Below are 25773 nucleotides of genomic sequence, written 5' to 3'. Positions count from 1 at the left end.
CGGCGCCCGGCGTCCGGCAGGCTAGGGAGCAGAGCGGATCACCCAACCGGATCCGTCCTCAACAGCAAGGTCATCGGGCTGGACCAGCGCCGATCGATCCCCACGAGCCCCCGGAGCGGCACCCCGCCCCGGGGGTTCGCGCCTTTGTGAGGTCCGGCACAGCCGGGGTGCTTCATGGCATGAAAAGTCGAGGCGCTAGCGTTGTCCCCTGCAGCCATCTGCTCCCCCTGGGCAGCCTGGAGGGAGTCGGACCTTGGACATCTCAGCGGTGATCGGATCCTCATGGATCTGCGCCCTGGCGCTCTTCGCCGTACTCGGCGACGCCTTCCTCCCCTTCATCCCCAGCGGGACGCTGGTCATCCTGGCCGTGCTCAAGACGGCGCAGATAGACGGCGCGCCACTGCTGCTGGGGCTCGGCGTGGCGGTGGCCTCGTTCCTCGGGGACCTGCTTCTCCTCCAGCTCGCCCGCCGTGGCGCCCCTTCGGTGCAGCGACGACTCGAACACCGCCCCAAGCTGGCCGCCAGCGTGGCCCGGGTCCAGCAGGCGTTGGACGGGCGGACCACCGGGGCGGCCGCCGCGATGGTGGTCGTCGCACGCTTCGTGCCGGCCGGGCGCACCGTCCTCGACCTGGCCATCGGCCACTCCCCGGGCCAGCCGCACCGGTTCCTCCGCTGGTCCGCCCTGGCCGCGCTGATCTGGGCCGCCTACATCGTCACGCTGGGCTGGCTCAACAGCCACTGGTTCGACACCGCCTGGCTGAGCCTCGCGGTCTCCTGCACTGCCGCCACCGCGGTCAGCACGACGATCGCCCGGATCGTTCGCCGCCACCGCCGGCTCGCCACCGTCTGACGCCCCGCCGGCTCATCCCCCTGCGGTTCATCCCCAACAGACCGTCGACTCACCCTGCGACACACCCGAGCAATACCAGGGTGGGTGGAGCCAAGCGTCACAGGACGGCAACAGAAGGACTGTCTCCGCAGCCCCTGCGCACGCATTCTGCGTATTGACTGTCAATGGACCTCGGCACCTTGGTGCCCCCTGCGTCCACATGGCATGCTAAAAGCGGAATAATCATCAATTGACCGATTTGACCGGTACGGCCCACGGACGCCATCACCACCCGGCCAGCGGCACCCAGGGGAGACCATGACCAACATCTCGCGCAGGACCGTGCTCAGTGCCACCGCCGCGACCGTGGCCCTCGGCGCCGTGACGGCGTGCTCCAGCGGCGGATCGGGTTCGGGGTCGGGTTCAGGGTCGAGTACCGCCCCCACCCCGGGCAGCAGCAGTGCAGACAACGGACCGACGGGCAGCGGCTCTCCGAGCAAGGGTGCACCCAAGGGGACTCCGATCGGCGACGGTTCCACGTCCGACACCGGCCCCCAGCCGAACCAGCCCAAGCCGGAGAAGCTCAAGCCCGGTGAGCGCCCGCCGCAGTTCGTAGTGTTCTCCTGGGACGGCGCCGGCGCCACCGACGACGGCCAGTTCCCCCGCTTCCTCAAGCTGGCCGAGGAGCACAAGGCGTCGATGACCTTCTTCCTCTCCGGGATCTACACCCTCCCGAAGGGCAAGTCCGACCTGTACCACCCGCCGAAGCACTCGGTCGGCGCGTCCGACATCCCGTACCTGTCGGACGGCGCGGTCAAGAACACGATCAAGCTGATCAGCCAGGCCTGGCTGGCCGGCCACGAGATCGGCACCCACTTCAACGGGCACTTCTGCTCGACCCGCTCGGACGGCAACGGCGTCAACAAGTGGGCGCCGGAGGACTGGCAGAGCGAGATCGACCAGGCGATCGGGTTCGTCACCCAGTGGCGGACCAACACCGGCTTCACCGACGTCGACCCGCTCCCCTTCGACTACAAGAAGGAGCTCATAGGCGGCCGCACCCCGTGCCTCGAGGGGCAGAAGGCCCTGCTTCCGACCGCGGCCAAGATGGGCTGGAAGTACGACGCCAGCTCCTCCGGCGGCCAGCAGATATGGCCGCAGAAGGTGCAGGACGGCAAGGTCTGGGACTTCCCGCTGCAGAGCATCCCGTTCCCGGGGCACGCCTTCCAGGTCCTGTCGATGGACTACAACATCCTGGCCAACCAGTCGGCCGGCAGTACCAAGGGCGACCCGGCCAAGTACAACGACTGGCGCACCCAGGCCCGGGACGCCTACCTCGCCGGGTTCGACCGGGCCTACAACAGCAACCGCGCGCCGTTCTTCATCGGCAACCACTTCGAGCAGTGGAACGGCGGCATCTACATGGACGCCGTCGAGGAGACCCTGAAGACCATCGCGGGCAAGCCGGACGTCCGGCTGGTGTCCTTCCGGCAGTTGGTCGACTGGCTGGAGGTGCAGGACCAGTCCACGATCCGCAAGCTTCGCTCGCTGAACGTGGGGCAGGCGCCGGCCGGCGGGTGGGAGTCCTTCCTCGGCACCGCCGGCTGAGCAGCGCGCACCGCCCCCACAGTCAGGCACGACCGCGACGCACCGGCCGGTACAGCCGTGACACACCGACCGACACCGCCGCGACGGACCGGCCGACGAGTCCGGAACAATCAGCCCTGCCTGCCGGTTCCCCGACTGCTACCCGGCCGCCGGCCCGGTGCCGAGGAGGCACTGAACCACGGCCTCGCTGCCGGCCCGCCCCCAGAGGATCGAGTAGTGGTTGGTGTCGGGCACCAGCGACGACGCCACCACCCGGGCCTTGTCCAGGCCTGCCATCGCGATCCGCTTGTCGTCGTAGAGGCCCTGCGGCTCGTCGAGCAGGCCGCGTTCCGCCCACAGCAGTTCACCGGGGCAGGGCAGCCGGTGCACCGCGGCGGCCGCGTCCTGGTCCAGCAGGACCTGCGCGCCGTCGGTCTGAACCGCCTCCAGGACGCAGGCGGAACGCAGTTCGGGCTCGGTGCCGATCAGATCGCGCTGGGTGTAAGCATCGATCTCCTCCGACCAGTCGGCGTCGAAGGCGGGGTGCTGCTGCCAGAACGCGCGGTAGGCGGCGCGGTCCGGGAAGGTCATCGACAACCGGGCCAGGGCCGGGCCGAGCACCGCGGCCAGCGCCTCCTCCTCCGGGACGCCCTCCGGAAGCGGGAAGCTGACCGCCCCGTCGACCAGCACCACGCGGCTGACCAGCTCGGGGTGGCGCACCGCCGTCAGCGCCGTGATCCAGGCGCCCATGGAGTGCCCGACGACCGGCGTCGGCCCCAGGTCGAGCGCGGTGATCAGCGCGGCCATGTCGTCCGCGTGCCGGGCCAGGCCGTACGGCCCGCCCACGGTCCGGCTGGCCCCGCGTCCACGCAGGTCGGGTGCGAGCAGTGTGGCCCGGCCGGCGAGCCTGCGGGCGACCTCGAACCAGGCGAGGCCGTTGGCGGTGATGCCGTGCACCGCCACGACGGTCGGCGCCTCCGGCACGGCGGCGGGCCAGCGGAGCACCGCCAAGTCGCCGCCGGGAACGGGGACCGCCAGCTGCTCGGGCTGCGGGAATGACCGGCTCACGCGGGGTTACCTCCTGTGGGGCGGGCACCGGGGGCACCGGCGTGGCCGGTGGCCCGGGCCGATCGGCCGGAGCGGGCGACACGGATGCGGGCAGGCAGTCTGGCCAGGCCGCCGGGCAGCAGGTAGACCACGGCGACGAAGAGGCCGCCCAGCAGGAAGAGCGGCTGAGAGAGCGGGACGCGCAGGACGGCGGGAAGGCCGGCGATGGTCTCGGAGTTGGCGAGGTCGCCGAGCCGGTGACCGGCCCAGGTGTAGATGACGCCGCCGAGCAGCGGCCCCCAGCGGGTACCGGATCCACCGAGGACGACCATGACCAGCAGTGAGAGCGTGGCGTCGGAGGTGGCGGCCTGCGGAGTGGCCCCACCGGTCAGCAGGAGGTAGACGACCCCACCCACCGCGGCGAGGGCTCCGGCGAGGACGAAGGCCATCAACTTGTAGCCGTATGGGCGGAGTCCGAGCACCTCGACCCGGCGCTCGTTCTCCTTGATGCCCTCCCAGACCCGCCCGGCCGGGGAGCCGACGGCCCAGTGGACCGCAGCCAGGGTGAGCACCAGGTAGGCGACGGCGATCCAGTAGAGGTTGGCGGTGTTCTCGATGCCCAGGAAGGCGGAGGGCAGTTGGTCGGCCGGTGCCGACCGGCCCTCCTCGCCACCGGTGACGCCGCCGGGGTTGCGCTGGACGAGGATCGAACCGGCCTGCGCGAAGGCCAGGGTGACCATGGAGAACCCGATGCCGGTGACGCGGAGGCTGACCGAGCCGAGCAGCAGGGCCAGCGCGACGGCACAGGCGACGCCGAAGGGTGCCGCCGCGGCGAACGGCAGTCGGAGCTCCAGCATGCCGAGGTTGGTGGCGTAGAGGCCGGTCGCGAAGTAGAGCGCGTGGCCGAAGGAGAGCAGTCCGGTACGGCCGAGCAGGAGGTCGTAGCCGGTGGCGAGGGCCCCGTAGAGCAGGCACAGGGCGATGAGTTGGAGGCTTCCGGGGCTGCCGAGCGGGCCGTCGAGCAGTCCCGGGACGGGAAGCGCACTGTATGGGGCGACAAGGAGCAGGATCAGCGGAGCGATCGGCCACCAGCGTAGCGCTCGGTGCACCGCTGTCGAGCGCTCAGTGATTGATTCACCTGTTCGAGGGATGGCGCCGGCCTCGCCCGTCCGTCCAGAATGTCTCTCGGCAGGGCTGGTGTCAGTCCCCCCTGCTGAAGTGGCGGCAGTGCGGTCGGCCGCGGTGCCACCGGTGCTCGTGGTGGAGGTGTTGGTGCTCACGCGAGCCTCCCGGTGAGTCCGCGGGGTCGTACGAGGAGCAGTACGGCCAGCAGGACGACGACCGACAGGTCGCCGAGCCCTGCAGCGGTGTAGTAGTTGGCGAACTGCTGGACGAGGCCGACGCAGACCGAGGCCATGGCGGCCCCGGTGACGGAACCCATACCGCCCATCACGACAACGACGAAGGCGAAGATGAGCAGGCTGGTCCCCTGGCCGGGGTTGACCGAGCCGAAGTAGAGGCCGCCGAGGGCACCGCCGAGAGCGGCGGCGGCGCCACCGAGGGCGAAGACGAGGGTGAACGCCTTGCGGACGTCGATGCCGAGCGCCGTGACCATCGCCCGGTCCTCGACGCCGGCGCGGACGATCAGCCCGTAGCGGGTACGGGCGAGGAACAACCGAAGAGCGAGCAGCAGCAGGGCCGCCGCGGCCACCAGCACGAAGCGGTTGACCGGGACGGTCGCACCGAACAGGCGCCAGGTGCCGGAGAGCAGCTCCGGCTGCGGGAAGGGCCGGGCGTCCGCGCCCCAGATGCCCATGAGGAGAGCGGGCACGGCCAGCCCGACGCCGACGGTGGCGAGGATCTGGTCGCGCGGTCGGCTGTAGAGCGGCCGGATCAGGAAGAGCTCCAGCAGGACGGCGGCGGCCGTCCCGACCAGCGTGCCGAACGGCACGGCGAGCCAGAAGGAGAAGCCGGCCTCCGTGCCGGCCCACCAGGTGGCATAGGCGCCGATGGAGAGCAGGGCGCCGTGCGCGAAGTTGAGCACGTCCATCAGACCGAAGATCAGCGAGAGACCGGAGGCCACCAGGAAGTACAGCGCACCCAGACCGAGTCCGGTACAGGTGAGGAGGACGATCGTGTCCATCAGGGGTTCACCTCCGTGGTGACAGCAGGGCCGGGTGGAGCCTGGCCGGCCGCCGGGGAGCCGGTCACCTGATGGCCGGCGACCGCGGCGCCGGCCGGCAGAGGGGCGGTCACCACGGGGCCGGCTCCGGGTCGGCGGCTGCCGACGCCCAGCAGGCGGCGGGCCGCCGCCTCGTCGGCCAACAGCTCGGCGGTGCCGCCCCGGTGGGCGGTGCGGCCGTCGGCCAGCACGGCGCAGGTACCGGCGAGCCGGCGAACGAGGGCGAGGTTCTGCTCGACCAGGAGAACGGGCACGGCCTCGGCCGCGCGTGCCAGCACGTCGGCCACCTCCGCCACGATCTTCGGCGCCAGGCCCTTGGTGGGCTCGTCGGCGATGATCAGCCGGTTGCGGTTGAGCAGGGTCCGGCCGATCGCCACCATCTGCTGCTGGCCGCCCGAGAGGGTTCCGGCCAGCTGGTGGGCCCGCTGCTTGAGTTCGGGAAACAGTTCATGGACGAGGTGGTAGGCCGGCTCGGCGTCGTGGTCCCGCTCGGCCAGACGCAGGTTCTCGGCGACTGTGAGACCCGCGAAGATACCGCGGTCCTCGGGGGCGTACCCGATGCCCTGGCGGACCACGAGGTGTGTGGGCAGAGAGGAGAGTTCGGCACCCGCGAACAGCACGCCGCCGGTGCGCGGTACCAGGCCCATCACGGCCTTGACCGTGGTGGTCTTGCCCGCGCCGTTGCGTCCGAGCAGCGCGGTGACGCCGGTCGGCGCCACGTCGAAGTCGACCCCGTGGAGTATGTGCAGTCCGTTGATGACCACCCGCAGATCGCGAACGGAGAGGAGGGCCCCGTCGACAGCCGGTGCTCCGGATGGGGCACCGGGCCCGGCGGTGTGGGCGACGCCCGCCGGCCCGCCGGTAACAGCACCGGAGGAGGCAGTGGGGAAGGCAGAGTCGGTCACAGCGCCTCGCCCAGGTAGGCCTGTTGCACCGTGGCGTCCGCCATCACTGCCTCAGGGGTGTCCAGTGCGAGCAGGGTTCCGTGGTGCATCACGGCCAGGCGGTCGGCCAGGCCGAGCAGGACATCCATGTGGTGCTCCACCATCAGTACGGTGCGGCCGAGGTCGCGGTGCACCGAGCGGATCAGCTCGGTGAGGGCCGGCACCTCCTCCGCGCTGACCCCGGCCATCGGCTCGTCCAGCAGGATCAGCCGCGGGTCGGACACGAGCAGGACGGCGAGTTCGAGCTTGCGCTTCTCGCCGTGGGAGAGCGAACTCGCCAAGGCGCCTGCCCGGTGCCGGAGTTCGGTGCGCTCCAGGGTCTCGGACACCTGCTCCGCGTAGCGGTCGGCGCGGCGCCAGATCCGGTACGAGGCCCGCGGCCCGGCCGCGGCCTGGGCGGCCAGCCGGACGTGGTCGGCCACCGTCATGCCCGGCCAGAGAGAGGAGGTCTGGAACGTACGACCGAGCCCGCGGCGCGCCCTGGCGTGAACGGCCTCGGAGGTGATGTCGGTGCCGTCGAGTTCGAGGGTGCCGTGGCTCGCCGGGTAGATACCGGAGATCAGGTTGAAGAGGGAGGTCTTGCCGGCACCGTTGGGCCCGATGAAGGCGATGAACTCGCCTTCCCCGACCGAGAAGGAGACGTCTTCGACGATCGGCACACCGCGGACGGACCAGCCGAGGCCGGTGAGCCGCAGCACCGGCGTGCTCACGGCGGACGAGGATGCGGCCTTGGTGAATGACGCCGTAGCCGCGGCGGGCGGGGCCATGACCCCGGTGGGCGAGGGCGTGGCCCCGGCCGACGCGGGCGTGGGCCCAGCGGGCGAGGGCGTGCCCATGGCGGACGAAGCAGGACCGGGCATCGGGATCAGCCCGCCATCGGGGTGACCGGGGGCGCCGCCTCGTCCGCGGTCAGCGTCTTCTCCACGGCCGGCTTGGCGGCAGCGCCGGTACCGGTCAACCGGACCTGGAACATCGGCTGGAGCAGGGCGTGGTCCTCGGCACGCACCGTGGCCCGCCCCTTCACCCCGTCGAAGCTCCAGCCCTCCAGCGACTTGACCAGTGCCGAAGTGTCATCGGTCGAGCCGTGGTTGGCCTCGATCGCGTGCACGATCATCTGGGCGGCGGTGAAGCCGTCCGGGGTGAAGATGTCGGACTTGCCGCCCCCGGCGGTGACGGCCTCGTCCATGGCCTTCTCCACCGGGGTGCCGGCGGCACCCCCGAAGTAGTGGTCCAGGAAGGAGATCTTCTCGCCCGCCGGGCCGAAGAGCGGGTAGGAGGCGGCGAGATCCAGGCCGGTGACGACCTTGGTCTCGGCGAAGACGTCCTGCTGGTTCAGCGCCGTCCACAGGGCCGACGAGGTGTCGCCGGCCCAGGCGACGAACAGCAGGTCGGGCTTGGCGGTCTTGGCCTGGGTGGCGAAGGGGGTCAGGTCGGTCGCGCTCGGCGGGGCGAGCACCGCGTCGACCGTGGCGCCCTGGGCGCCGAGCACGGCCTTGACGGCGGCCACGTTGGCCTGTCCGAAGGCGTTGTCCTGAGCGAGCACGGTGACCTTCCTGCCCTTGGCATCACCGATGAACGAGGCCGCGGTCCTGATGTCCTGGTAGGACTGGCGGCCGGAACGGAAGGTGTACTTGTTCAACCCGGTGACCTTGTCGGCGGCGGCCGGGCCGCTGATGAAGAGCACCTTGTTCTGGGCGGCGATCGGGCCGACCTGGAGGGCGACACCCGAAGCGGTGGAGCCGGCCAGGATCTTGTGCCCTTTGCCGATCAGGTCCTTGGCGGCCGACACCGCCTTGGCCGGGTCACCCGCGTCGTCCTGCTCCTCGAACTCGATCTTGTGCCCGTCGACCGCGCCGGTGCCCTTGGTCGCGTAGTTCAGACCCGCAATGAAGCCCTCCAGGTACTGCTTGCCGTACGCGGCCAGCGGCCCGGTCCTGGAGTACACCAGCCCGACCTTGACCGGGCCCTTGGAACCGCCGCCGTCCGCCGCGGTGGTGCCCGCCGTACCGGCCTTGGCGCAGCCGGCCGCGAGGAGGGCGCAGGCCGCGATCGCGGCAAGTCTGCGGCCGGGGCCGGCAGCCGCCTTGCGGGCCGTGCCGGCAGCTCCGGCTGCGCCTGCGGAGGCACCGGAGGCGGTCCTGGTGAGGGCTGTCGAGCTGCGCATGATGACCGACTCCTGGGGGTGCTGCGGGGGTGGATGCCGGAACCGTAGGTGCGGCGCGAAAGCTGCAACATGTGCCCGGTCGACGTATCAGCCCGCCCGGATATGGCTGAGACCGCCATACCACCGCACCTGCGGCCCACCGGCGATCACCCGGTGTGGGCGGCCGCCACGGGTCGGCGTACTCGCGTGGCGTCGCCCGCCATGGCACGGGCAGGGTGCGCACGGTGACGGTGGTGGCGGGCGAGGGCACTCCCCTCGCTCCACCCACCCCCGTTCACCCACTCCCCCCTCACGAGGTGACCCTTTGGACAAGGTCCTGGACTCCGCCGCCGCAGCGGTCGGGGACATTCCCGACGGAGCGGTGCTGGCCGTCGGCGGCTTCGGCCTCTGCGGCATCCCCAGCACCCTGATCGGCGCCCTGGCCGCCACGGACGCCACCGGCCTGCGGGTGGTGTCCAACAACTGCGGGGTGGACGACTGGGGGCTCGGACTGCTGCTGCTGGCCGGGCGGATCGCCCGGATGACCTCCTCCTACGTCGGCGAGAACAAGGAGTTCGCCCGGCAGTACCTCTCCGGCGAGCTGGAGGTGGAGCTGACGCCGCAGGGCACCCTCGCCGAGCGGCTGCGGGCCGGGGGCGCCGGCATCCCGGCGTTCTTCACCCCCGCCGGGGTCGGCACCCAGGTCGAGGAAGGCGGGCTGCCCTGGCGGTACGGGGCGGACGGCTCGGTGGCACTGGCCTCACCGCCGAAGGAGGTCCGGGAGTTCGGAGGCCGCCGCTACCTGCTGGAGGAGGCCATCACGGCCGACTTCGCCCTCGTCCGCGCCGAGGTGGCGGACCGGCACGGCAACTGCGTCTTCCACGCGGCCGCCCGGAACTTCAACCCGCTCTGCGCGGCGGCCGGCCGGATCACCCTGGTCGAGGCGGACCGGATCGTCGAGCCGGGCGAGCTGGGGCCCGACGCCGTCCACCTCCCCGGCGTGTACGTCGACCGGGTGGTCGCCGCCGATCCCGCGGACCGCCGCATAGAGCGTCGGACCGTTCGCACCGCACCTCAGGAGGCCTGACCGCGATGACCACCAGGACGACCACCGAGACCACCGAGCCGACCTCCGCCATGTCCACCGAGCCGACCTCCGCCACGTCCGCCGAGCCGACCTCCGCCGTGTCCGCCCTGGCGCCCACCCACCCCGCAGAGGCGCCCACCCCGCTCGCCCCCGGAAGCCCACCAGCCCCCCGCGACCCGCTCGACCCGCGCGGCCCACTCGACCCCCGGAACGCGCTCGCCGCACGGGCCGCCCGCGAGCTGAGGGACGGCCAGTACGTCAACCTGGGCATCGGCCTACCGACCCTGATCCCCAATCACCTTCCGTCCGGCGTCCACGTGGTGCTGCACTCGGAGAACGGCATCCTGGGCGTCGGCCCGTACCCGGAGGACGGGGCCGAGCAACCCGATCTGATCAACGCGGGCAAGGAAACCGTGACGGTCGCCACCGGGGCCTCGTACTTCGACTCGGCGTTCTCCTTCGGCATGATCCGGGCGGGCCGGATCGACGTCTCCATCCTGGGGGCGATGCAGGTCTCGGCCGCCGGAGATCTCGCCAACTGGATGATCCCGGGCAAGATGGTCAAGGGCATGGGCGGCGCCATGGATCTGGTGCACGGCGCCCGCCGGCTGATCGTCGTCATGGAGCACACGGCGAAGGACGGCTCGCCGAAGATCGTCGGCGAGCTCTCGCTCCCGGCGACCGGCCGACGGGTTGTCGACCGGATCGTCACCGATCTGGCGGTCATCGACGTCACACCGGCCGGGCTGCGCCTGGTGGAGACGGCCCCGGGGGTGGGATTCGAGGAAGTCCGGGCGGCGACCGGGCCACACCTTCTGCCGATCGGCTGAGAACGACCGCCCCAGCAGCACGCACGCAAAGACGAGAAGGACGGACACGCGTGCAGGGACACGCCACGTACGGACACGCGACGTACGGACACGCCGACTACGTAGACGCGAGCACGGACGCGCGGGAGAGGCACGCGACGGCGACCCCGGCGGCGACATGCGGAGACACGAAGGCCGGACTGCCCGCCCGCGCGGCGGTCCGGCCTTCGCGCATTTATTCGACCGACCCCGAATGCCCGAATGTGAATCCATCCCCATAGCACCGTCGGCGACCCGAATGGCCGGGAACCGTCATATCTTCATGCTTGCGCAATGATCATTTCTCAGATCGGTTGCGATCACGCCTGCGCTCCGGGAGAGTTGGGGAAGCCAAGGGTCCCGCACCCCCGGAGGGGAGTCCGGAGAACGAGCGGGGATCCCGCATTCGAGGTAGCCACGCAGATACACGACAAAATCGATCGTATACGTTTTAATGATTGATGGCCCGGAAACTGCCTGGAAACGGCGCAGTTCACCGGGCGGTGTTCTGCTTCGAAAGCAAGGCTCTGGGGGGAGCGCTCGATCCCGGCGCGCGCAGTTCGCAGCGCGGGACTCCAGGTCGCACACCCCCGGTCGGAGCACGCACGAACGGCCGGCGCAAGCGGCCGGCCACGGGGGGAGCCACACATGATCAAGCTGTTCTCGCGACAGACGGACGCCGAAGCCGGAACCGCCCCGGAAGCACCCACCCCGAAGACACCCACCTCGCAGACACCCACCCCGGCAATACACGCTCCGGAGGCCGCCGCTCCGGAAGCCACGGTCGAGGACGACCTTCGCTCCATACCGGTCCCCGAAGCCCCTTACGACTACGTCCACTTCAGTCGCCTGGCCGGCCCGGCCACCACCCCCGAAGTCACCGATTCCGCCAAGACCACCGATCGCGCGAAGGCCACCGCTCGCGCGAAGGCCACCGATCCCGCCAAGGCCACTGATCCCACCACCGACCCCGAGCCCACCGAAGCGTTCGAGCCCGCCGAGGCGTCCGCCCCTCCCTACCGCGTCCAGTACCGCAGCCTGCTGCGCCGCGAGCCGCACCGGATCCGGGCGGCGCTGCTCCTGCTGGCCGCGCCGCTGGTCGAGGCGGTGCTGCTCGTCTGGCTGCTGCTCCCCGGCCACTGGCCGGTCCGGCCGGGCGAGACGCACGCCTGGCTGCTGCTCGGCGACAAGGTGATGATCGGGATCATCGCGGTGGTCGAGGTGTTCCGGCTGGTCAACGTGGTCTCCAACACCCACGCCACCCTGGTCGCCCGCGACCCCGTCCCGGTCACACCCGAGGCGGGCACCCGGGTCGCATTCATCACCACCTGCGTGCCGGGCAAGGAGCCGCCGGAGATGGTGCGCACCACGCTCACCGCCGCATTGGCCGTCCGGCACGACGGTCCGTACGACGTGTGGCTGCTCGACGAGGGAAACGATCCTGCTATGCGCGCGCTCTGTGCCGAGCTCGGTGCACGGCACTTCAGCCGGCGCGGGGTCGAACAGTGGAACCAGTCCAAGGGCCGGTTTCGCGCCAAGACCAAACACGGCAACTACAACAGCTGGCTCCAGGCCCACGGCGGCGCCTACGACTTCTGGGTCTCGGTGGACACCGACCACGTCCCGCTACCGGAGTTCTGCGAGCGGATGCTCGGCTACTTCCGCGACCCGGACGTCGCGTTCGTGGTCGGGCCGCAGGTCTACGGGAACTACCGCAGCTCGGGGTCGGCGGTCACCAAGTTCTCGGAAAGCCAGCAGTTCCTGTTCCACGCGCTGATCCAACGGGCCGGGAACCGTTACGGCGCACCGATGTTCGTCGGCACCAACAACGCCGTTCGGATCAGCGCGCTGCAGTCGATCGGCGGCCTGTACGACTCGATCACCGAGGACATGGCGACCGGACTGGAGTTCCACCGCCGCCGGAACCCGGCCACCGGCGCGCGCTGGACGTCGGTTTACACGCCTGACGTGCTGGCGGTCGGCGAGGGGCCGTCGTCCTGGACCGACTTCTTCTCCCAGCAACTGCGCTGGAGCCGGGGCACCTACGAGACCCTGCTCACCCAGTACTGGCGGGCGGCCTGGCGGCTGTCGCCCGGCCGGCTGCTCAACTACACGCTGATGGTCTGCTTCTACCCGATGGCGGCCTTGACCTGGCTGCTCGGCGGCGTGTCGAGCGTGCTCTACCTGGGGTTCGGGGCATCGGGCGTCCATGTGTCGTCCGAGATCTGGATGATGCTGTACAGCGACGCGGCCGCCCTCCAGGTGCTGCTCTACACCTGGAACCGGAAGCACAACGTGAGCCCGCACGAGCCGGCCGGGTCGTCCGGAGTCGCGGGGATGGTGATGTCGGCGCTCTGCGGGCCGATCTACGCAGCATCGTTTCTGCAGGCGGCACTTCGCCTCCGCAGTCGATTCGTGGTGACACCGAAGGGCGACTCGGCCAGCCCGGACCGGGTGGCGACGTTCCGGATCCACCTGTTCTGGGCGCTGGTGTTCGGCGGCGCGGTCACCGCGTCCTTCTTCACCGGACACGATCACGTCGCCATGCGCACCTGGGCCTGCCTGGCGTTCTTCCTCAGCGTGCTGCCGATGCTCGTACTGGCCGCCGACGCCGTCCGGCGCCGCCGGGCCCGGCCGACGTCCACCCTCTCGGTCACCGGCGCCGCGACGACCTCAGCAGCAACGGCCCCGGCAAAGCCCGCCGCCACCGCCCCGGTCGTCCCCGCGCAGAGCCGTACCGAACCCGCCCCGGCGCCCACCACCACACGCTGAACCGCACCCGCAGCACGAGGGGACCAACCACCGTGAAGATCCGCAACGCCGGCCGCACCAGGCGCTTCGCCCTCGGCAGCACGGTCGCGCTGACCGTCGCCGGGATGAACGCTCCGGCCGTGCTCGGCTTCGCCGACGCGCAGTACCACGACTACGTGATCAACCGCCCCGAGTACAAGGCCGAGTACGGCCACTGGCAGACCGTCGTCCTCCCCGCCGCGTTCCGGATCAACGCCATCCACGCCAGCCTGCTGCGCACCGGCAAGGTCCTGATCATCGCCGGTTCCGGCAATGACCAGCGCAGCTTCGACGCGGGCAGCTTCAAGAGCGTGCTCTGGGATCCGGCCAGGAACACGTACAAGGTGGTCCCGACCCCGGCCGACATGTTCTGCGGCGGCCACACCGCCCTGCCCGACGGACGGTTGCTGGTGGCCGGCGGCACCCAGCGGTACGAGGCGCTGGACGGCGCGGTGAAGAAGGCGGCGGGCACCATGCGGGTGCGCAACGAGAACCCGGACGCGGCCCGGACGTTCCCCAAGGGCACCGTGTTCACGGCCCCGAACGGCCGCGCGTACGTGTCGACCGCCGAGGTGACCGTCCCGGCCGCGGTCAAGACCGGCGCCGGCGACCGCACCGTCGTCAAGGCCAGCGAGCAGCACGTCTTCGTGGAGGCGGTCGCGCAGGGCGCCGACTACGTCAACAACTCCCCCGCCCAGTACGCGATCAAGGGCCTGAGCGGCGCCGAGGCCCGGAACCTCTACGGCATGGCCGACCGCATGACGCTGGAGAAGCAGGACTTCCAGGGCATCCGCTCCGCCTTCGAGTTCAACCCGGACACCGAGATGTACGAGCAGGTCACCGACATGGCGTACGCCCGTTGGTACCCGACGCTCACCGGGCTGGGCGACGGGCGGGTGGTCACCGTCTCCGGGCTGGACGACACCGGACAGATCCTCAGCGGCAACGACAACGAGATCTACGACCCGGCGAACAAGACCTGGTCCAAGGCACCCGACCACTACTTCCCCACCTACCCGTCGATCTTCCTGACCGCCTCCGGCAAGCTCTTCTACTCCGGTTCCAACGCCGGCTACGGCCCGGCGGACAAGGGCCGCGAGCCGGGGCTCTGGGACCTCGGGGACAACAGCTTCCAGCCGGTGCCGGGGCTGCGCGACCCCGCTCTCACCGAAACCTCGTCCTCCGTACTGCTGCCGCCCGCCCAGACGCAGAAGGTGATGGTGCTCGGCGGCGGAGGCGTCGGCGAGTCCCCGCTCTCCACCGCCCGCACCGACATCGCCGACCTCTCCGCCGCCAAGCCCGTCTTCACCCCCGGCCCGGACCTGCCGGCCGGCGGCACCCGCTACCTCAACAGCGTGATCCTGCCGGACGACACCGTGTTCACCACCGGCGGCTCCAGCGACTACCGGGGCAAGCACAAGAGCGACCTGCTCAAGGCGCAGATGTACCACCCGGACACCAACACCTTCACCACCGCGGCCGAGCCGACCGTCGGGCGGAACTACCACTCCGAGGCGCTGCTGCTCCCCGACGGCCGGGTGGTGGTCCTCGGCTCCAACCCGCTCTTCGCCGACAAGGCCGACACCGAGCCGGGCACCTTCGAGCAGCGGATCGAGATCTACACACCGCCGTACCTGTTCCACGGCGAGCGCCCGCAGTTGACCGACGCGCCGGCCACCGCGCGGCTCGGCACCGGCATCACGGTCAAGTCCCCCAAGCCGGACGGCGTGGTGACCGCCAAGCTGGTCCGGCCGAGTTCGGTCACCCACGCGACCGACGTCGAACAGCGGTCGGTGGCCCTGGACGTCGGCGCGCGCTCGGACGGCGGCGTCGCGCTCACCCTTCCCGCCAACCCGGACCTTCTCCCGCCGGGCTGGTACATGCTGTTCGTGACGGACGGCTCCGGCACCCCCTCGGTGGCCCGGTGGATCAAGGTGACGGCCTGACCGATCAGGGTGACCGCACAGCCGGCCTCCGCAGGGCGGCTATGCGCCCCCGCGCGCCAGCCCCAGGGCGTACGGCAGCCAGAACTCGCCCGCCCGGGGCTCGCCGCGGCCGCACTCGCCGTCGGACTCGCCGGGGTTCTTGATCCAGAGGTAGGCGTCGACGCCGGAGCGGCCGGTCTCGGTGGTGGGCGGTTCGCCCAGCGCACGGCCGGGCGGGTTGCACCAGGCGTCGCCGCTCAGCGGGCCGTTGCCGTTGCGGCTGGTGTCGATGACGAAGTGTTTCCCGCCCAACGCGGCGGAGAGCTCGGCGCCGTACGCCGCGTTCCGGTCGGTGCCGTAGAAGTTGGAGACGTTGACCGCGAAGCCGTCCGCCATCGCGACACCGGACTTGCGCAGGGCGTCGGACATCGCCGACGGGTCCTGTGCCCAGCCCGGGTTGCCCGCGTCCAGGTAGACGCGCACCTGCGGACGCTTCTTCAACTCCTGTACGGCGAAGGCCAGCAGGCCGTACCTCTCGGCGGCGGCCACCCCCTTCACCCCGCAGGCGTCCAGGGTGTGCGCGACGGCGTCCGGCTCCAGGACCACCCACGCCTTGCGATCGCCCAACGCCTCCGCCAGGCCGGTGATCCAGGAGCGGTAGGCCGCGGCGTCCGACGCACCGCCGGCCGAGTACTGGCCACAGTCGCGGTGCGGAATGTTGTACGCGACGAAGACCGGTGTACGGTCCACGGCGGCGGCCCGGCGGCTCACCTGCTCGACGATGCCCTTGGCCGCCTGGTCGCCGAGCCACTGCGAGGAGGGCTGGGCGGCGATCTTCAGCAGGGTGTCGGCCTCGGCCGCCCGGCCCTGGCCGCGCAGGGTGACGAGCTGCTGGGCGGCCGAGGTCTGGTCGGAGACGTAGAAGGTCTGGCCCGGCAGCTGGGCGAGCCCGGCGGCGGACGCCCCTCCGGCGGCACCGCCGGCCGAACCGGTCGTCTCCCCCGAACCGGCCGAACCCGCCGTACCCCCCGCCGCACCGGCCCCGGTCGGCGCAGGCGCCGCCCCCGTACCCGAACCGCCGCCCGAACCCCCGGACGCGCCACCGCCGTTGCACCCCGCAACGCCTGCCACCAGCCCCAGCAGAGCCGCCCCCGCAGCCAGCCGGAACCCCGCTCCTCGCCCTACCCGGCGCACGTACCGCCCCTCCCAAGACCCGGTCCGGCGACCCGGTCGGCACCCAGCTTCGCACACCGGGTACCGACCGGCGGCCGAGGCCGGTGAACAGCGGGCATCGGCGCCGAGTAGACGAGGCATCAGGTCATCGCGAGGCCGTCAGCCCTGCTTGAGGTTCGGCACCTGCCAGTCGATCGGGTCGACGCCGAAACCGTCCAGCGCCTCGTTGATCTGCGAGAACGGCCGGCTGCCGAAGAACAGCTTGGCCGAGAGCGGCGACGGGTGGGCGCCCTGGACCACGACGTGCTTGGTGGTGTCGATCAGCGGCAGCTTCTTCTTCGCGTAGTTGCCCCAGAGCACGAAGACCACCGGCTCCTCGCGCGCGCTCACCGCCTTGATCACCGCGTCGGTGAACTTCTCCCAGCCCTTGGCCTTGTGCGAGTTGGCCTCGTGCGCGCGCACGGTGAGCACCGCGTTGAGCAGCAGCACACCCTGCTCGGCCCAGTGCTTCAGGTAGCCGTTGTCCGGCGCCGGAATGCCGAGGTCGGCATCCAGCTCCTTGAAGATGTTGCGCAGCGACGGCGGCGTCTTGGTGCCCGGCAGCACGGAGAAGCTCATGCCGTGGGCCTGGCCGTCGTCGTGGTACGGGTCCTGGCCGAGGACGAGCACGCGGACCTTCTCGTACGGGGTGGCCTCCAGCGCGGAGAACTCCTGCCCGCTCGGCGGGAAGACCTGGTGCTCCGCGCGCTCGGCCGCCACGAAGGCCGCCAGCTCGGCGAAGTACGGCTTCTCCGTCTCGGCGCCCAGCACCTCTCGCCAGGCCTCGGGCAGCTCCAGCCCGGCACCCGCTCCAGCCTCGCCCACGCCCGTCTCGACCGCTTCCGCCTCGACCGTGTCCGTCACGACATCAACCTCCCACCGGACGGCCGCTCACCGCCGCACCGCCCCGTCCCTCGGACGCACCGCGGTCTCGCGCCGCACGCCCACTTTCCACCCCGAACGCTACACAGCCCGACTGACACTTCACTCCGCCGGAGCCGCCCGCCCCACCCGTAGGTGCTCGACCACGTTCAGCGCCACCAGCAGCACCGCGAGCGTCACCAGCACCACGAGCGCCGGCAGCCGCACCATCACCGGGACCAGCCCCAGCACCACCGCCGCCGCCACGATCCGCGTCGTCGACACCGCGCGGAACATCATCCACCGGGTGTACCCGAAGGTCAGCAGGTACAGCCCGCAGCCCCCGTACAGCAGCGCCACCGAGCCCGCGCCGAGCACCTGTCGCGGGTCGGCCACCGTCTCGCCGAAGCCGACCGCCACCGCGATCACCCCGGCCACCAGCGCCAGGTGCCCGTACTGGAACACCCGGCGGATCACGTCCCGGCGCGAGTCCGCCACGGTGACGGCATGCCGCATGGCGTCCGCCGCATAGACGAAGTACTGCCACCAGAGCCCGCAGGAGATGGTGAACGCCGCCGCCACCGCGCCCAGTTCGGCCGCGTCGAGCCGGGCGCCGGCGGCCGTGGCGCCGATTCCGACGATCGACTCGCCGAGAGCGACCAGCAGGAACAGCGCGAACCGCTCCGGCATGTGCGACGGGTGGTAGGCCACCTTGGCGAGGCGGTTGCGGAACAGCACCGGCCCCGACAGGTCGCAGAGCGCCGCCAGCGACCAGAGCACCATCCGCGGCCCCTCCGGCAGCACCCCGCCCACCACCAGCAGCGGTCCGCTGACCAGCACGCCCACTCCGTACGGCCCGCGCCAGACGCCCGGGACGCGGATCAGCATCACCAACAGCACCACCCGGGCCGCCCAGTACCCGGCGCCCAACAGCACACCCCGGCCCTCGTACGCGCCGGGCACGGCCAGCGCCATGAAGAGGCCGGCCAGCCCGACGCCGAGGATGCCGATCCGGTCCCGCGGGGTGTCGACGTCCCGGATGTTGGCCTGCACCGTGGTGCCGACCCAGCACCAGTAGACCGGCACGAACACCACCAGGGCCTGCGCGACGCCCGCCCAGTCGTGGTGGTGGTGCAGCAGGCCGGACACCTGGGTGATCGCGAAGACGAAGACCAGGTCGAAGTAGAGCTCCGCCCAGGTCACCCGCTTCTCATCGGTGAACGGCTCGGCCCTCGCTTCGGCCCTCGCTTCGGCCCTCGGCTCGGTCACCGGCTCCGTTAACGGCTCGGTCACCGGTCCGGTCACCGGCTCCGTGCGCTGCCCGGCGAAGTCATCGCCGGACTCCCCCGTGGACCGCCTGCCGAACTCCCCCGTAGAGCCCCCGCCGGACTCCGTCGTCGTGCTCATCCGCCCCCTCCTCCGCACACGCAACAGCTAGGCACAACACGCGGGCCCCACCCCGGCCGGACGGCCAGGGCAGGGCCCGGAAACGAACAGTGGTGAGGCTAGACCAGGTCGACCAGGTCCGCGATCGAGTTGACCACCCGGGTCGGCCGGTACGGGAAGCGCTCCACGTCGGCGGCGGCGGTCAGGCCGGTGAGCACCAGGATGGTCTCCATGCCGGCCTCCATGCCCGCCACGATGTCGGTGTCCATCCGGTCGCCGATCATGACGGCGGTCTCCGAGTGGGCGCCCGCCGTGTTCAGCGCCTCGCGCATCATCAGCGGGTTGGGCTTGCCGACGAAGTACGGCTCCACGCCGGTCGCCTTGGTGATCAGCGCCGCGACCGAACCGGTGGCCGGCAGCACGCCCTCGGTCGACGGGCCGGTCTCGTCCGGGTTGGTGCAGATGAAGCGGGCACCCTGGTTGATCAGGCGGATCGCCTTGGTGAGCGCCTCGAAGCTGTAGGTGCGGGTCTCACCGAGGACGACGTAGTCCGGGTTGTTGTCGGTCAGCACGTAGCCGGCCTGGTAGAGCGCGGTGGTGAGGCCCGCCTCGCCGATCACGTAAGCGGTGCCGCCCGGGCGCTGGCCCTCGAGGAACTTGGCGGTGGCCAGGGCCGAGGTCCAGATGCACTCCTCGGGCACCTCCAGGCCCATGCCGGCCAGACGGGCGCTGAGGTCGCGCGGGGTGTAGATGGAGTTGTTGGTCAGCACCAGGAACGGCTTGCCGGACTCCCGCAGCCGGCGCAGGAACTCCTCCGCGCCGGGGATCGGCGTGCCCTCGTGGATGAGGACCCCGTCCATGTCGGTCAGCCAGGACTCGATGGGCTTGCGGTCTGCCACGTGCGTGTCTCCCGAAGTCTTGCAAGGGTCGTGCTCTTGCAACGTCTAGCGATGGTCGTACGAATCCGCGGCGCACCGCCGTCACCGTTGCGCCTCCCACCGGCCGGGCCCTCCTCGGGACACCGGACCGCCGGGGGTCCTGCTGGCTGCCCCAACGGGCCACAGCCTAATCCGCACACCAGGTCGACGGCATCATGTCCCGCCCACCGAAACGGCTCCCTTCGAAACGGCCGCCCACCGAGACGGCGGCCCTTCGCACCCGACCGGCCCGCGCCCGTCTCGACGGCTCCTTGAGCCGCCCCCAACCGCACTGATCGCCCCTCAGCACGCCCGCACCCCCGGCCGGCGTGAACGACACCACCCTCATCGCGCTCCCTTGCAGGAGTCCCCCCGCCCTGCCCGTGCGCCGACGCCTCCCCGCCGCCGCCTCCGCACCCCCGGCAATGCGCGCATGCTGAGACCGCGCCCTCGGGCCCTCCCGGCGAGCGCGGGGCGCAACGCACCGAAACCAGGGCTAACCGGGCGCACCGTGATTGAGTAAGCCGCATGAGCCCCTCCTCGCGCCCCATCCCTCACCACGACGGCCCCTTCCGCGTCGGCCTGATCGGCTACGGCCTGGCCGGCTCCGCCTTCCACGCCCCACTGATCGCCACCACCCCCGGGCTCCGGCTGGACGCGGTGGTCACCGCCAACCCCGACCGCCGAGACCAGCTGCACCGGGAACACCCCGGCGCCCGTGCCGTCGACACCCCCGAGCAGCTGCTCGCCGACCCGGACGCGCTCGACCTGGTCGTCATCGCCTCTCCCAACCGCACCCACGTCCCGCTCGCCCGGGCCGCGCTGAACGCCGGGCTGGCCACCGTCGTCGACAAGCCGCTGGCCGCCACGGCCGCCGACGCGCTGGCGCTCTGCGAACTGGCGGAATCCCAGGGCGTCCTGCTCTCCGTCTTCCAGAACCGCCGGTGGGACGGCGACTTCCTCACCGCCGCCCGGCTGGTCCGCGAGGGCGCGCTGGGCCGGGTGCACCGCTTCGAGTCCCGGTTCGAGCGGTTCCGGCCCAAGCCCAAGGCGGGCTGGCGCGAGCTGGCCGACCCGGCCGAGGTCGGCGGCACCCTGTACGACCTGGGCAGCCACCTGGTCGACCAGGCGCTCACCCTGTTCGGGCCGGTCGAGACGGTGTACGCGGAGGTCGACGTCCGCCGGGACGGCGCGGTCGTGGACGACGACTCCTTCCTCGCCCTCACCCACGTCTCCGGCACCCGCTCCCACCTGTGGACCAGTGCCATCACCCCGCTGGCCGGCCCGCGGCTGCGGGTGCTCGGCGACACCGCCGGCTACATGAAGTCCGGCATGGACCCGCAGGAGGCCGACCTGCGCGCCGGCCACCGCCCGGACGGCACCGGCCGCGCCGGGGTCCCCTGGGGAGCCGACCAGCCCTCCCACTACGGCACCCTGGGCACCGACGAGGCCGCCGCCCCCGTCCGCACCGACCCGGGCGACTACCCCGCCTACTACGCGGGAATCGCCGCCGCCCTGGCCGCCCCCGGCACCCCGCCCCCGGTCGACCCGCGCGACGCCGCCGCCACCCTCACCGTCCTGGAGGCCGCCCGCACCTCGGCCGCCACGGGTACGACCGTCCGGCTCGACTGACCCGTCCCTTCGCGGCGGCCGCACCCCGGCCCGGCCGTCAGATCCCGATGATCTCCACCGCCGAGCCCAGGCCCCGGAAGTCCGCGACGTTGCGCGTGTACAGCGGGAGCCCGTGCGCGGAGGCGACCGCGGCGATCATCAGATCGATCCGGCGCGGACGCGGCTGGCGGCCGGCGGCGATGGTGAGGGTGACCAGCGTCCCGTACCGGGCGGCGGCCGCCGCGTCGAACGGGAGCGGGTCGAAGTCCGCCATCGCCGCCCCCAGCACCTCCAGCCGCGCCGCCCGGCTGGCCGGGTCGCGCGCCATCGAGACGCCCTGCTGCAACTCGGCGAAGGTGATCGCGGTCAGCTCTGGCACGGCCGGCAGCTCGGCCGGGTTGAGCAGTGCCAGGTCGATGTAGACGCAGGTGTCCAGCACCCCGGCCGGCCGCCGCCGGGACGCCCTGCGCCGCTCAGCCACGCCGCCGCTCGAACGGGTCGTCGCCCTCGTCCCCCACCAGCTCCTCGGGGCCGAAGTACTCCTCGGCCTCCTTGCGCATCTGCTGGTAGTCGACCCGCGGCAGTTTCACGTGGCGGGCCACCAGCTCCTCCGCCGTGAGCCGCCGCCGCCCCGCCACCGGCCGCAGCTCCGCCACCTCGACCCCGTTCCTGGTGATGTGGAAGGTCTCCCCCGCCTCCACGGCATCCATCACCGCGGCGGAGTTGTTCCGGAACTCCCGCTGGGAAATCGTCTTCATCCCTCCAAGGTAGCCCCGCGTAGCCCCTCTGGCTACGGCGCACGGACCCGCGAAAGCGCCCCTCCTGCACGGGTGGTACGAGTGCGGACGATGATCGTTCCTGACGATCCCGACGCACGGGAACTCCGCAGGCCGTACGATCGTCGTCAACGTCCGAAGCCGGTGACCGGAGCGCGAGAGAGGAGCACGCCGTGGGATTCGTCGCGATGCTGCTCGGGATGCTCCGGGTGCTGACCGGGGAGGTGCTCACCGAGGGTGGGACGCTCACCTCGGTGGCGGCCGCCGCAGCCGTGGTCCTGGTGGCCGGTGCGGTGGCGGGAACGCTGGCCGCCGCGCGGCTGCTCGGCGCGCGGGCGCCGGCCACCGTACTGGACGGGACACTGCGCAGGCGTGCGTTCCGGACCGCCTTCCTTCCGCAGCGCGATCCGGACGCCCGGGGCAGGCGACGCCCCAGGGCGCCGGGTGCGGCCCCGGCGGCCGCGTAACCCTCCCTCATGACGAGAGCTCCTTCCGAGAGCTCTTTCCGAGAGCCGTCGAACGCGGCCGTCCTCCGTAGATCACTCATGTCCTGAGACGTTGAGACCCCGGAGGGCTCGCATCACCATGTCCGTCTTCGCACTCCTCGACCCGGCCGTCGGCCTGGCTCACGATGTCGTCGCCGCCCTGGCCCAGGTCCTGCCGACCGCGCTGGCGATCGTCCTGTTCACCGTCTGCGTCCGGCTCGCCCTGCACCCGCTGGCGCGGGCCGCGGCGCGCGGGGAGAAGGCGCGGGCGCGGCTCGCGCCGAGGGTCGCCGAGCTGAACCGCAAGCACAAGGGCAAGCCGGAGAAGCTCCAGGCCGCGCTGGCCGAGCTGTACAAGGAGGAGAAGGCCTCGCCGTTCGCGGGGTGCCTGCCGATGCTGGTGCAGATCCCGTTCTTCTCGGTGATGTACCGGCTCTTCACCACCCCGAACGACCTGCTCGGCCACACCCTGTTCGGCGTCCCGCTCGGCCTGCACGTGGGCAGTGTGCAGGGCCCGGCCCAGTGGGCGGTGTTCGGGATGCTGTACGCCGCGCTGGCGGCGGTCGCGTACGTCGGCTTCCGGCGGGCCCGCCGGGCGCAGGCGCTCCAGGCGACCCCGCAGCCGGGGACGGCGTTCCTGCCGTACCTGTCGTTCGGCACGGTGCTGTTCGCCGCGCTGGTGCCGTTGGCCGCCGGGATCTACCTGGTGACGACGACCGCCTGGTCCGCCGCCGAACGCGCCTGGCTGCACCGGGGCGCGCCGGTGCCGGAGGCGGTTCCGGCCCTGGTCTGAGCCGCCGGGGTCCGAGGCACGGGTCCGAGCCATGGGTTCCGAGCCCGGCGTCCGAGCCCAGCCGCGCTCGCGGGCCCGTTCCGCGAGCGCGGCCGTCAGGGCCCGGAGAGGTGCCCGGCGGCCATGACCACGGCGGCCCGCGTGATGCGGCGGATCTCCGTCCCCGCGTCCGAGACCCGGCCGGGGCCCCGGTCAAGGCAGGTCGTAGCCTGTGCTGATCGTTGCGAAGTCCGGCGGGACAGGTGGAGGAAGTCATGGTGGTCGCGGCCCCGTCGTTGGCCGAGTTGCGGGAGGTCTGCCAGCCGCAGGCCAAGCTGCAGAGCCGCAATGGCGAGCACTGGGCGGGCCGCCTGTACATGCGGGCGATCTCGCTGCGGACGACGCGGCAGCTGGTGCGCACGTCCGTCTCGCCGAACACCCTGACCTGGGTGATGGTGGTCTGCGGCGTCGGCGCCGGGGCGGCCCTGCTGATTCCGGGGCTGACGGGCGCGGTGCTGGCGGCGGTGCTGTTCCAGGGCTTCCTGCTCTTCGACTGCGTCGACGGCGAGGTGGCCCGCTGGAAGCGCCAGTTCAGCACGGCGGGCGTCTACGTTGACCGGCTCGGCGCGTACCTGGCCGACGCGGCGCTGATGGTCGGCGCCGGCGTGCGGGCCGCGCGGGGTGGGTCGGAGCTGTGGGTGTCGGTCGGGCTGGCGACGGCGCTGGGCGTCGTCCTGCTGAAGGCCTCGACCGACCTGGTGGACGTGGCGCGGGCCCGGAGCGGGCTGGCGCCGGCCGACGAGGAGTCGACCCAGCCGCGCTCCCAGGGCATCGCCACCGCGCGCCGGCTGGCGTCCGTATTCAAGATCCACCGGGTGACCAACGGCATCGAGGCCTCGCTGGTGCTGCTGGCGACGGCGGTGGCCGACGCGGCGGTCGGCGACATCGGCCCGACCCGGGTGGCACTCGCCGCGATCGCGGTGATCACCTGGGGCATGGTGGTCGCGCACCTCGCGTCGATCCTGTCCTCGTCCCGGCTGCGCTGAGCACCGGTTCCGGCCGAGGCCCGCACCCACGGACCACCGCCGGAGCACGGCCGGACCACGGCCAGACCACGGCCAGACCACGGCCGGACCACGGCCGGAACCCAGCCGGAACCCAGCCGGAGCGCGAGGCGATGATCAGACCTTCTTGAAGCACAAGGTGTAGTCGGCGGCTCGCCTGCTGGAGTACTTGATCCCGTAGTCGTACGCCGACCCGCAACTCCGGTCGGGGCCGTAGAGGGTGTCGGCCATCTTGTACTGGGCCTCGGCGGACTTGCAGTCGACGATCACCGGCAGCGGCGAGCCCTGGGGGTCCTGGATCCTGACGCAGTCACCGACCTTCGGCTCGTACTTCTTGTTCTCCTCCGCCTGCGCGGAGCGCGTGGCCTCCGCCTTGGCCTTGCCGCCATTGGGATCCGTGTTGTACTTCCACACGTACCAGGCGCCGCCGCCGAAGACCGCCAGGACGATCGCGATCGAGAGCAGTGAATGCAACGGACTCCTGCGCCGCGGCCCCTGGGGAGGCCGGGGCGCCGGCGGCTGTTGGCCGGCATACGGCTGCTGAGCGACGTACGGCTGCTGACCGTACTGGGACGGCTGGCCGTACTGCGGCTGCTGTCCGTACGGAGGCTGCTGCCCGTACGGCATCTGCGGCGGCGGTGCGTAACCGTAGCCCTGCTGAGGCGGCTGGTTCTGGTAGGGCGGCGGTGCGGACATGACTGATATCCCCGTGACGACTGCATGATGGGCGGTCAACACACTGTTGACCGATGCAGGCTACCGTCCGGCCGGAGCCCGACGATCATCAGCCCGGCCGCGGTGGCGTCACACCGGCCGACGGCAACATCTGCGTCATATCGCCTGCGAAGCAAGGGCATTGGGAGAGACACGGCTCTCTCACTCCGCACCCACGGGATCTCCCTGACACCCGCACCGACACAGGAACAGCGCCCGCGGTGGCGTTCAGCGCGACCTCGGCGGCCATGACCCCGGCCCGCGAGGACGGGGCGGCCGAGGCGTCGGGCGATCTCCGTACGGGCGAGGCCACCGGTCGGCCCGAGTGCAATCCGCCGAAGGGCCGGACCCGCCGCCCGGCGCCGCATAGCGTTCACTTCCAGTCCAATGCAACGCGATCGGTATCTGTCATTGCGTTAGATTCAGGACGGCTGCAACGATATTATGCCTCTCACCTGCAGTGATGATGTTTGCGTGCAACGAATCTGTTGCGGACTTCGCGAACGCAACGTAGCTTTTCCCTCGTTAGAAACAACGAGCGCAGGAGAGCACACCATGCAGAAGTTCGCCACCACCGCCCCGATCGCCGCCGT

The 25773-nt window shown here is 71.5% G+C and carries 23 protein-coding genes; 10 read left to right on the top strand and 13 right to left on the bottom strand.

Annotated features, from left to right (window positions below; translation table 11 throughout):
* Window positions 1-253: 253 nt before the first annotated feature.
* Both ACZ3YO_RS34750 and ACZ3YO_RS34745 read left to right on the top strand, forming a co-directional pair.
* The gene (locus tag ACZ3YO_RS34750; protein WP_465577566.1) at window positions 254-850 is read left to right on the top strand and encodes a DedA family protein; all 597 of its coding nucleotides are present in this window, start codon (window positions 254-256) and stop codon (window positions 848-850) included.
* A 297-nt stretch (window positions 851-1147) separates the two neighbouring features.
* A complete protein-coding gene (locus ACZ3YO_RS34745; RefSeq protein WP_465577564.1) occupies window positions 1148-2437 on the top strand; it encodes a polysaccharide deacetylase family protein in 1290 nt (429 codons plus the stop codon).
* A 138-nt stretch (window positions 2438-2575) separates the two neighbouring features.
* Here ACZ3YO_RS34745 and ACZ3YO_RS34740 read toward each other — a convergent pair whose 3' ends face one another.
* The 6 genes from ACZ3YO_RS34740 to ACZ3YO_RS34715 form a co-directional block, all read right to left on the bottom strand.
* Window positions 2576-3484: an alpha/beta fold hydrolase gene (locus ACZ3YO_RS34740; RefSeq protein ID WP_465577562.1), complete on the bottom strand. Its 909-nt coding sequence runs from the start codon at window positions 3482-3484 to the stop codon at window positions 2576-2578.
* Window positions 3481-4572: a branched-chain amino acid ABC transporter permease gene (locus ACZ3YO_RS34735; RefSeq protein WP_465577560.1), complete on the bottom strand. Its 1092-nt coding sequence runs from the start codon at window positions 4570-4572 to the stop codon at window positions 3481-3483. The genes ACZ3YO_RS34740 and ACZ3YO_RS34735 overlap by 4 nt, the downstream gene beginning before the upstream one ends.
* 167 nt (window positions 4573-4739) lie before the next feature.
* Window positions 4740-5606 carry a branched-chain amino acid ABC transporter permease gene (locus ACZ3YO_RS34730; protein ID WP_465577558.1) on the bottom strand — a complete coding sequence of 289 codons (867 nt, stop codon included), beginning with the start codon at window positions 5604-5606 and terminating at the stop codon, window positions 4740-4742.
* Complete coding sequence (locus tag ACZ3YO_RS34725) at window positions 5606-6409, bottom strand: ABC transporter ATP-binding protein (protein WP_465577555.1); 804 nt, start codon at window positions 6407-6409, stop codon at window positions 5606-5608. The genes ACZ3YO_RS34730 and ACZ3YO_RS34725 overlap by 1 nt, the downstream gene beginning before the upstream one ends.
* A 137-nt stretch (window positions 6410-6546) precedes the next feature.
* Entirely contained in the window at window positions 6547-7356 is an 810-nt protein-coding gene (locus tag ACZ3YO_RS34720; RefSeq protein WP_465577552.1) for an ABC transporter ATP-binding protein, read from the bottom strand.
* Between the two features lie 98 nt (window positions 7357-7454).
* The gene (locus tag ACZ3YO_RS34715) at window positions 7455-8753 is read right to left on the bottom strand and encodes a substrate-binding domain-containing protein (RefSeq protein ID WP_465577550.1); all 1299 of its coding nucleotides are present in this window, start codon (window positions 8751-8753) and stop codon (window positions 7455-7457) included.
* A 304-nt stretch (window positions 8754-9057) separates the two neighbouring features.
* On the opposite strand from ACZ3YO_RS34715, the gene ACZ3YO_RS34710 reads away from it, so the two are divergent.
* From ACZ3YO_RS34710 to glxA, 4 genes are all read left to right on the top strand, one after another.
* Window positions 9058-9819 carry a CoA transferase subunit A gene (locus tag ACZ3YO_RS34710; RefSeq protein WP_465577547.1) on the top strand — a complete coding sequence of 254 codons (762 nt, stop codon included), beginning with the start codon at window positions 9058-9060 and terminating at the stop codon, window positions 9817-9819.
* 239 nt (window positions 9820-10058) lie between these two features.
* Window positions 10059-10649 (top strand): 3-oxoacid CoA-transferase subunit B, encoded by a 591-nt coding sequence (locus ACZ3YO_RS34705; protein ID WP_465577659.1) that lies wholly within the window; start codon window positions 10059-10061, stop codon window positions 10647-10649.
* Between the two features lie 666 nt (window positions 10650-11315).
* Complete coding sequence (locus ACZ3YO_RS34700; RefSeq protein ID WP_465577544.1) at window positions 11316-13439, top strand: glycosyltransferase family 2 protein; 2124 nt, start codon at window positions 11316-11318, stop codon at window positions 13437-13439.
* 32 nt (window positions 13440-13471) lie between these two features.
* The gene (glxA, locus tag ACZ3YO_RS34695; protein ID WP_465577541.1) at window positions 13472-15403 is read left to right on the top strand and encodes a radical copper oxidase GlxA; all 1932 of its coding nucleotides are present in this window, start codon (window positions 13472-13474) and stop codon (window positions 15401-15403) included.
* Window positions 15404-15442: 39 nt separating this feature from the next.
* On the opposite strand, the gene ACZ3YO_RS34690 is transcribed toward glxA, so the two are convergent.
* From ACZ3YO_RS34690 to ACZ3YO_RS34675, 4 genes are all read right to left on the bottom strand, one after another.
* Window positions 15443-16513, bottom strand: a complete 1071-nt coding sequence (locus tag ACZ3YO_RS34690; RefSeq protein WP_465577538.1) for a glycoside hydrolase family 6 protein — start codon at window positions 16511-16513, stop codon at window positions 15443-15445.
* A 201-nt stretch (window positions 16514-16714) separates the two neighbouring features.
* Complete coding sequence (locus ACZ3YO_RS34685) at window positions 16715-17392, bottom strand: uracil-DNA glycosylase (protein ID WP_465551589.1); 678 nt, start codon at window positions 17390-17392, stop codon at window positions 16715-16717.
* A gap of 186 nt (window positions 17393-17578) precedes the next feature.
* On the bottom strand, window positions 17579-18658 hold the full coding sequence (locus ACZ3YO_RS34680; protein WP_465577536.1) for a low temperature requirement protein A: 1080 nt from the start codon (window positions 18656-18658) through the stop codon (window positions 17579-17581).
* A gap of 302 nt (window positions 18659-18960) precedes the next feature.
* Window positions 18961-19740, bottom strand: a complete 780-nt coding sequence (locus tag ACZ3YO_RS34675; RefSeq protein WP_396322681.1) for an HAD-IIA family hydrolase — start codon at window positions 19738-19740, stop codon at window positions 18961-18963.
* A gap of 546 nt (window positions 19741-20286) precedes the next feature.
* Between ACZ3YO_RS34675 and ACZ3YO_RS34670 the strand changes: the two genes are divergently transcribed.
* The gene (locus ACZ3YO_RS34670) at window positions 20287-21390 is read left to right on the top strand and encodes a Gfo/Idh/MocA family protein (protein ID WP_465577533.1); all 1104 of its coding nucleotides are present in this window, start codon (window positions 20287-20289) and stop codon (window positions 21388-21390) included.
* Window positions 21391-21427: 37 nt separating this feature from the next.
* Here ACZ3YO_RS34670 and ACZ3YO_RS34665 read toward each other — a convergent pair whose 3' ends face one another.
* A complete protein-coding gene (locus tag ACZ3YO_RS34665; RefSeq protein WP_465551570.1) occupies window positions 21428-21850 on the bottom strand; it encodes a PIN domain-containing protein in 423 nt (140 codons plus the stop codon).
* Window positions 21843-22127 (bottom strand): type II toxin-antitoxin system Phd/YefM family antitoxin, encoded by a 285-nt coding sequence (locus tag ACZ3YO_RS34660; RefSeq protein ID WP_396322684.1) that lies wholly within the window; start codon window positions 22125-22127, stop codon window positions 21843-21845. Before ACZ3YO_RS34660 ends, ACZ3YO_RS34665 begins: the two co-directional genes overlap by 8 nt.
* A gap of 191 nt (window positions 22128-22318) precedes the next feature.
* Here ACZ3YO_RS34660 and ACZ3YO_RS34655 point away from each other — a divergent pair, with 191 nt between their 5' ends.
* From ACZ3YO_RS34655 to ACZ3YO_RS34645, 3 genes are all read left to right on the top strand, one after another.
* Window positions 22319-22612 (top strand): DUF6412 domain-containing protein, encoded by a 294-nt coding sequence (locus ACZ3YO_RS34655; RefSeq protein ID WP_465577530.1) that lies wholly within the window; start codon window positions 22319-22321, stop codon window positions 22610-22612.
* A gap of 118 nt (window positions 22613-22730) precedes the next feature.
* The gene (locus tag ACZ3YO_RS34650) at window positions 22731-23423 is read left to right on the top strand and encodes a YidC/Oxa1 family membrane protein insertase (RefSeq protein ID WP_465577527.1); all 693 of its coding nucleotides are present in this window, start codon (window positions 22731-22733) and stop codon (window positions 23421-23423) included.
* Between the two features lie 254 nt (window positions 23424-23677).
* Window positions 23678-24448, top strand: a complete 771-nt coding sequence (locus ACZ3YO_RS34645; RefSeq protein ID WP_465577525.1) for a CDP-alcohol phosphatidyltransferase family protein — start codon at window positions 23678-23680, stop codon at window positions 24446-24448.
* A 135-nt stretch (window positions 24449-24583) separates the two neighbouring features.
* Here the strand turns inward: ACZ3YO_RS34645 and ACZ3YO_RS34640 are convergent, their stop codons facing one another.
* Window positions 24584-25162 carry an LppU/SCO3897 family protein gene (locus tag ACZ3YO_RS34640; RefSeq protein WP_465577522.1) on the bottom strand — a complete coding sequence of 193 codons (579 nt, stop codon included), beginning with the start codon at window positions 25160-25162 and terminating at the stop codon, window positions 24584-24586.
* Window positions 25163-25773: the final 611 nt, after the last annotated feature.

It is taken from the genome of Kitasatospora sp. NPDC022785 (assembly GCF_055561295.1).
The sequence above is the reverse complement of the archived record's forward strand: the minus strand, read 5'-3'. Positions and strand labels throughout refer to the sequence as shown.

Excerpts from the sequence above, each read along its gene's own strand:
- ACZ3YO_RS34650 (WP_465577527.1), top strand. The coding sequence starts at position 22,731 with ATGTCCGTCTTCGCACTCCTCGACCCGGCCGTCGGCCTGGCTCACGAT.
- ACZ3YO_RS34640 (WP_465577522.1), bottom strand. The coding sequence starts at position 25,162 with ATGTCCGCACCGCCGCCCTACCAGAACCAGCCGCCTCAGCAGGGCTAC.
- ACZ3YO_RS34745 (WP_465577564.1), top strand. The coding sequence starts at position 1,148 with ATGACCAACATCTCGCGCAGGACCGTGCTCAGTGCCACCGCCGCGACC.
- ACZ3YO_RS34670 (WP_465577533.1), top strand. The coding sequence starts at position 20,287 with ATGAGCCCCTCCTCGCGCCCCATCCCTCACCACGACGGCCCCTTCCGC.
- ACZ3YO_RS34700 (WP_465577544.1), top strand. The coding sequence starts at position 11,316 with ATGATCAAGCTGTTCTCGCGACAGACGGACGCCGAAGCCGGAACCGCC.
- ACZ3YO_RS34715 (WP_465577550.1), bottom strand. The coding sequence starts at position 8,753 with ATGCGCAGCTCGACAGCCCTCACCAGGACCGCCTCCGGTGCCTCCGCA.
- ACZ3YO_RS34720 (WP_465577552.1), bottom strand. The coding sequence starts at position 7,356 with ATGGCCCCGCCCGCCGCGGCTACGGCGTCATTCACCAAGGCCGCATCC.
- ACZ3YO_RS34645 (WP_465577525.1), top strand. The coding sequence starts at position 23,678 with ATGGTGGTCGCGGCCCCGTCGTTGGCCGAGTTGCGGGAGGTCTGCCAG.
- ACZ3YO_RS34730 (WP_465577558.1), bottom strand. The coding sequence starts at position 5,606 with ATGGACACGATCGTCCTCCTCACCTGTACCGGACTCGGTCTGGGTGCG.
- ACZ3YO_RS34660 (WP_396322684.1), bottom strand. The coding sequence starts at position 22,127 with ATGAAGACGATTTCCCAGCGGGAGTTCCGGAACAACTCCGCCGCGGTG.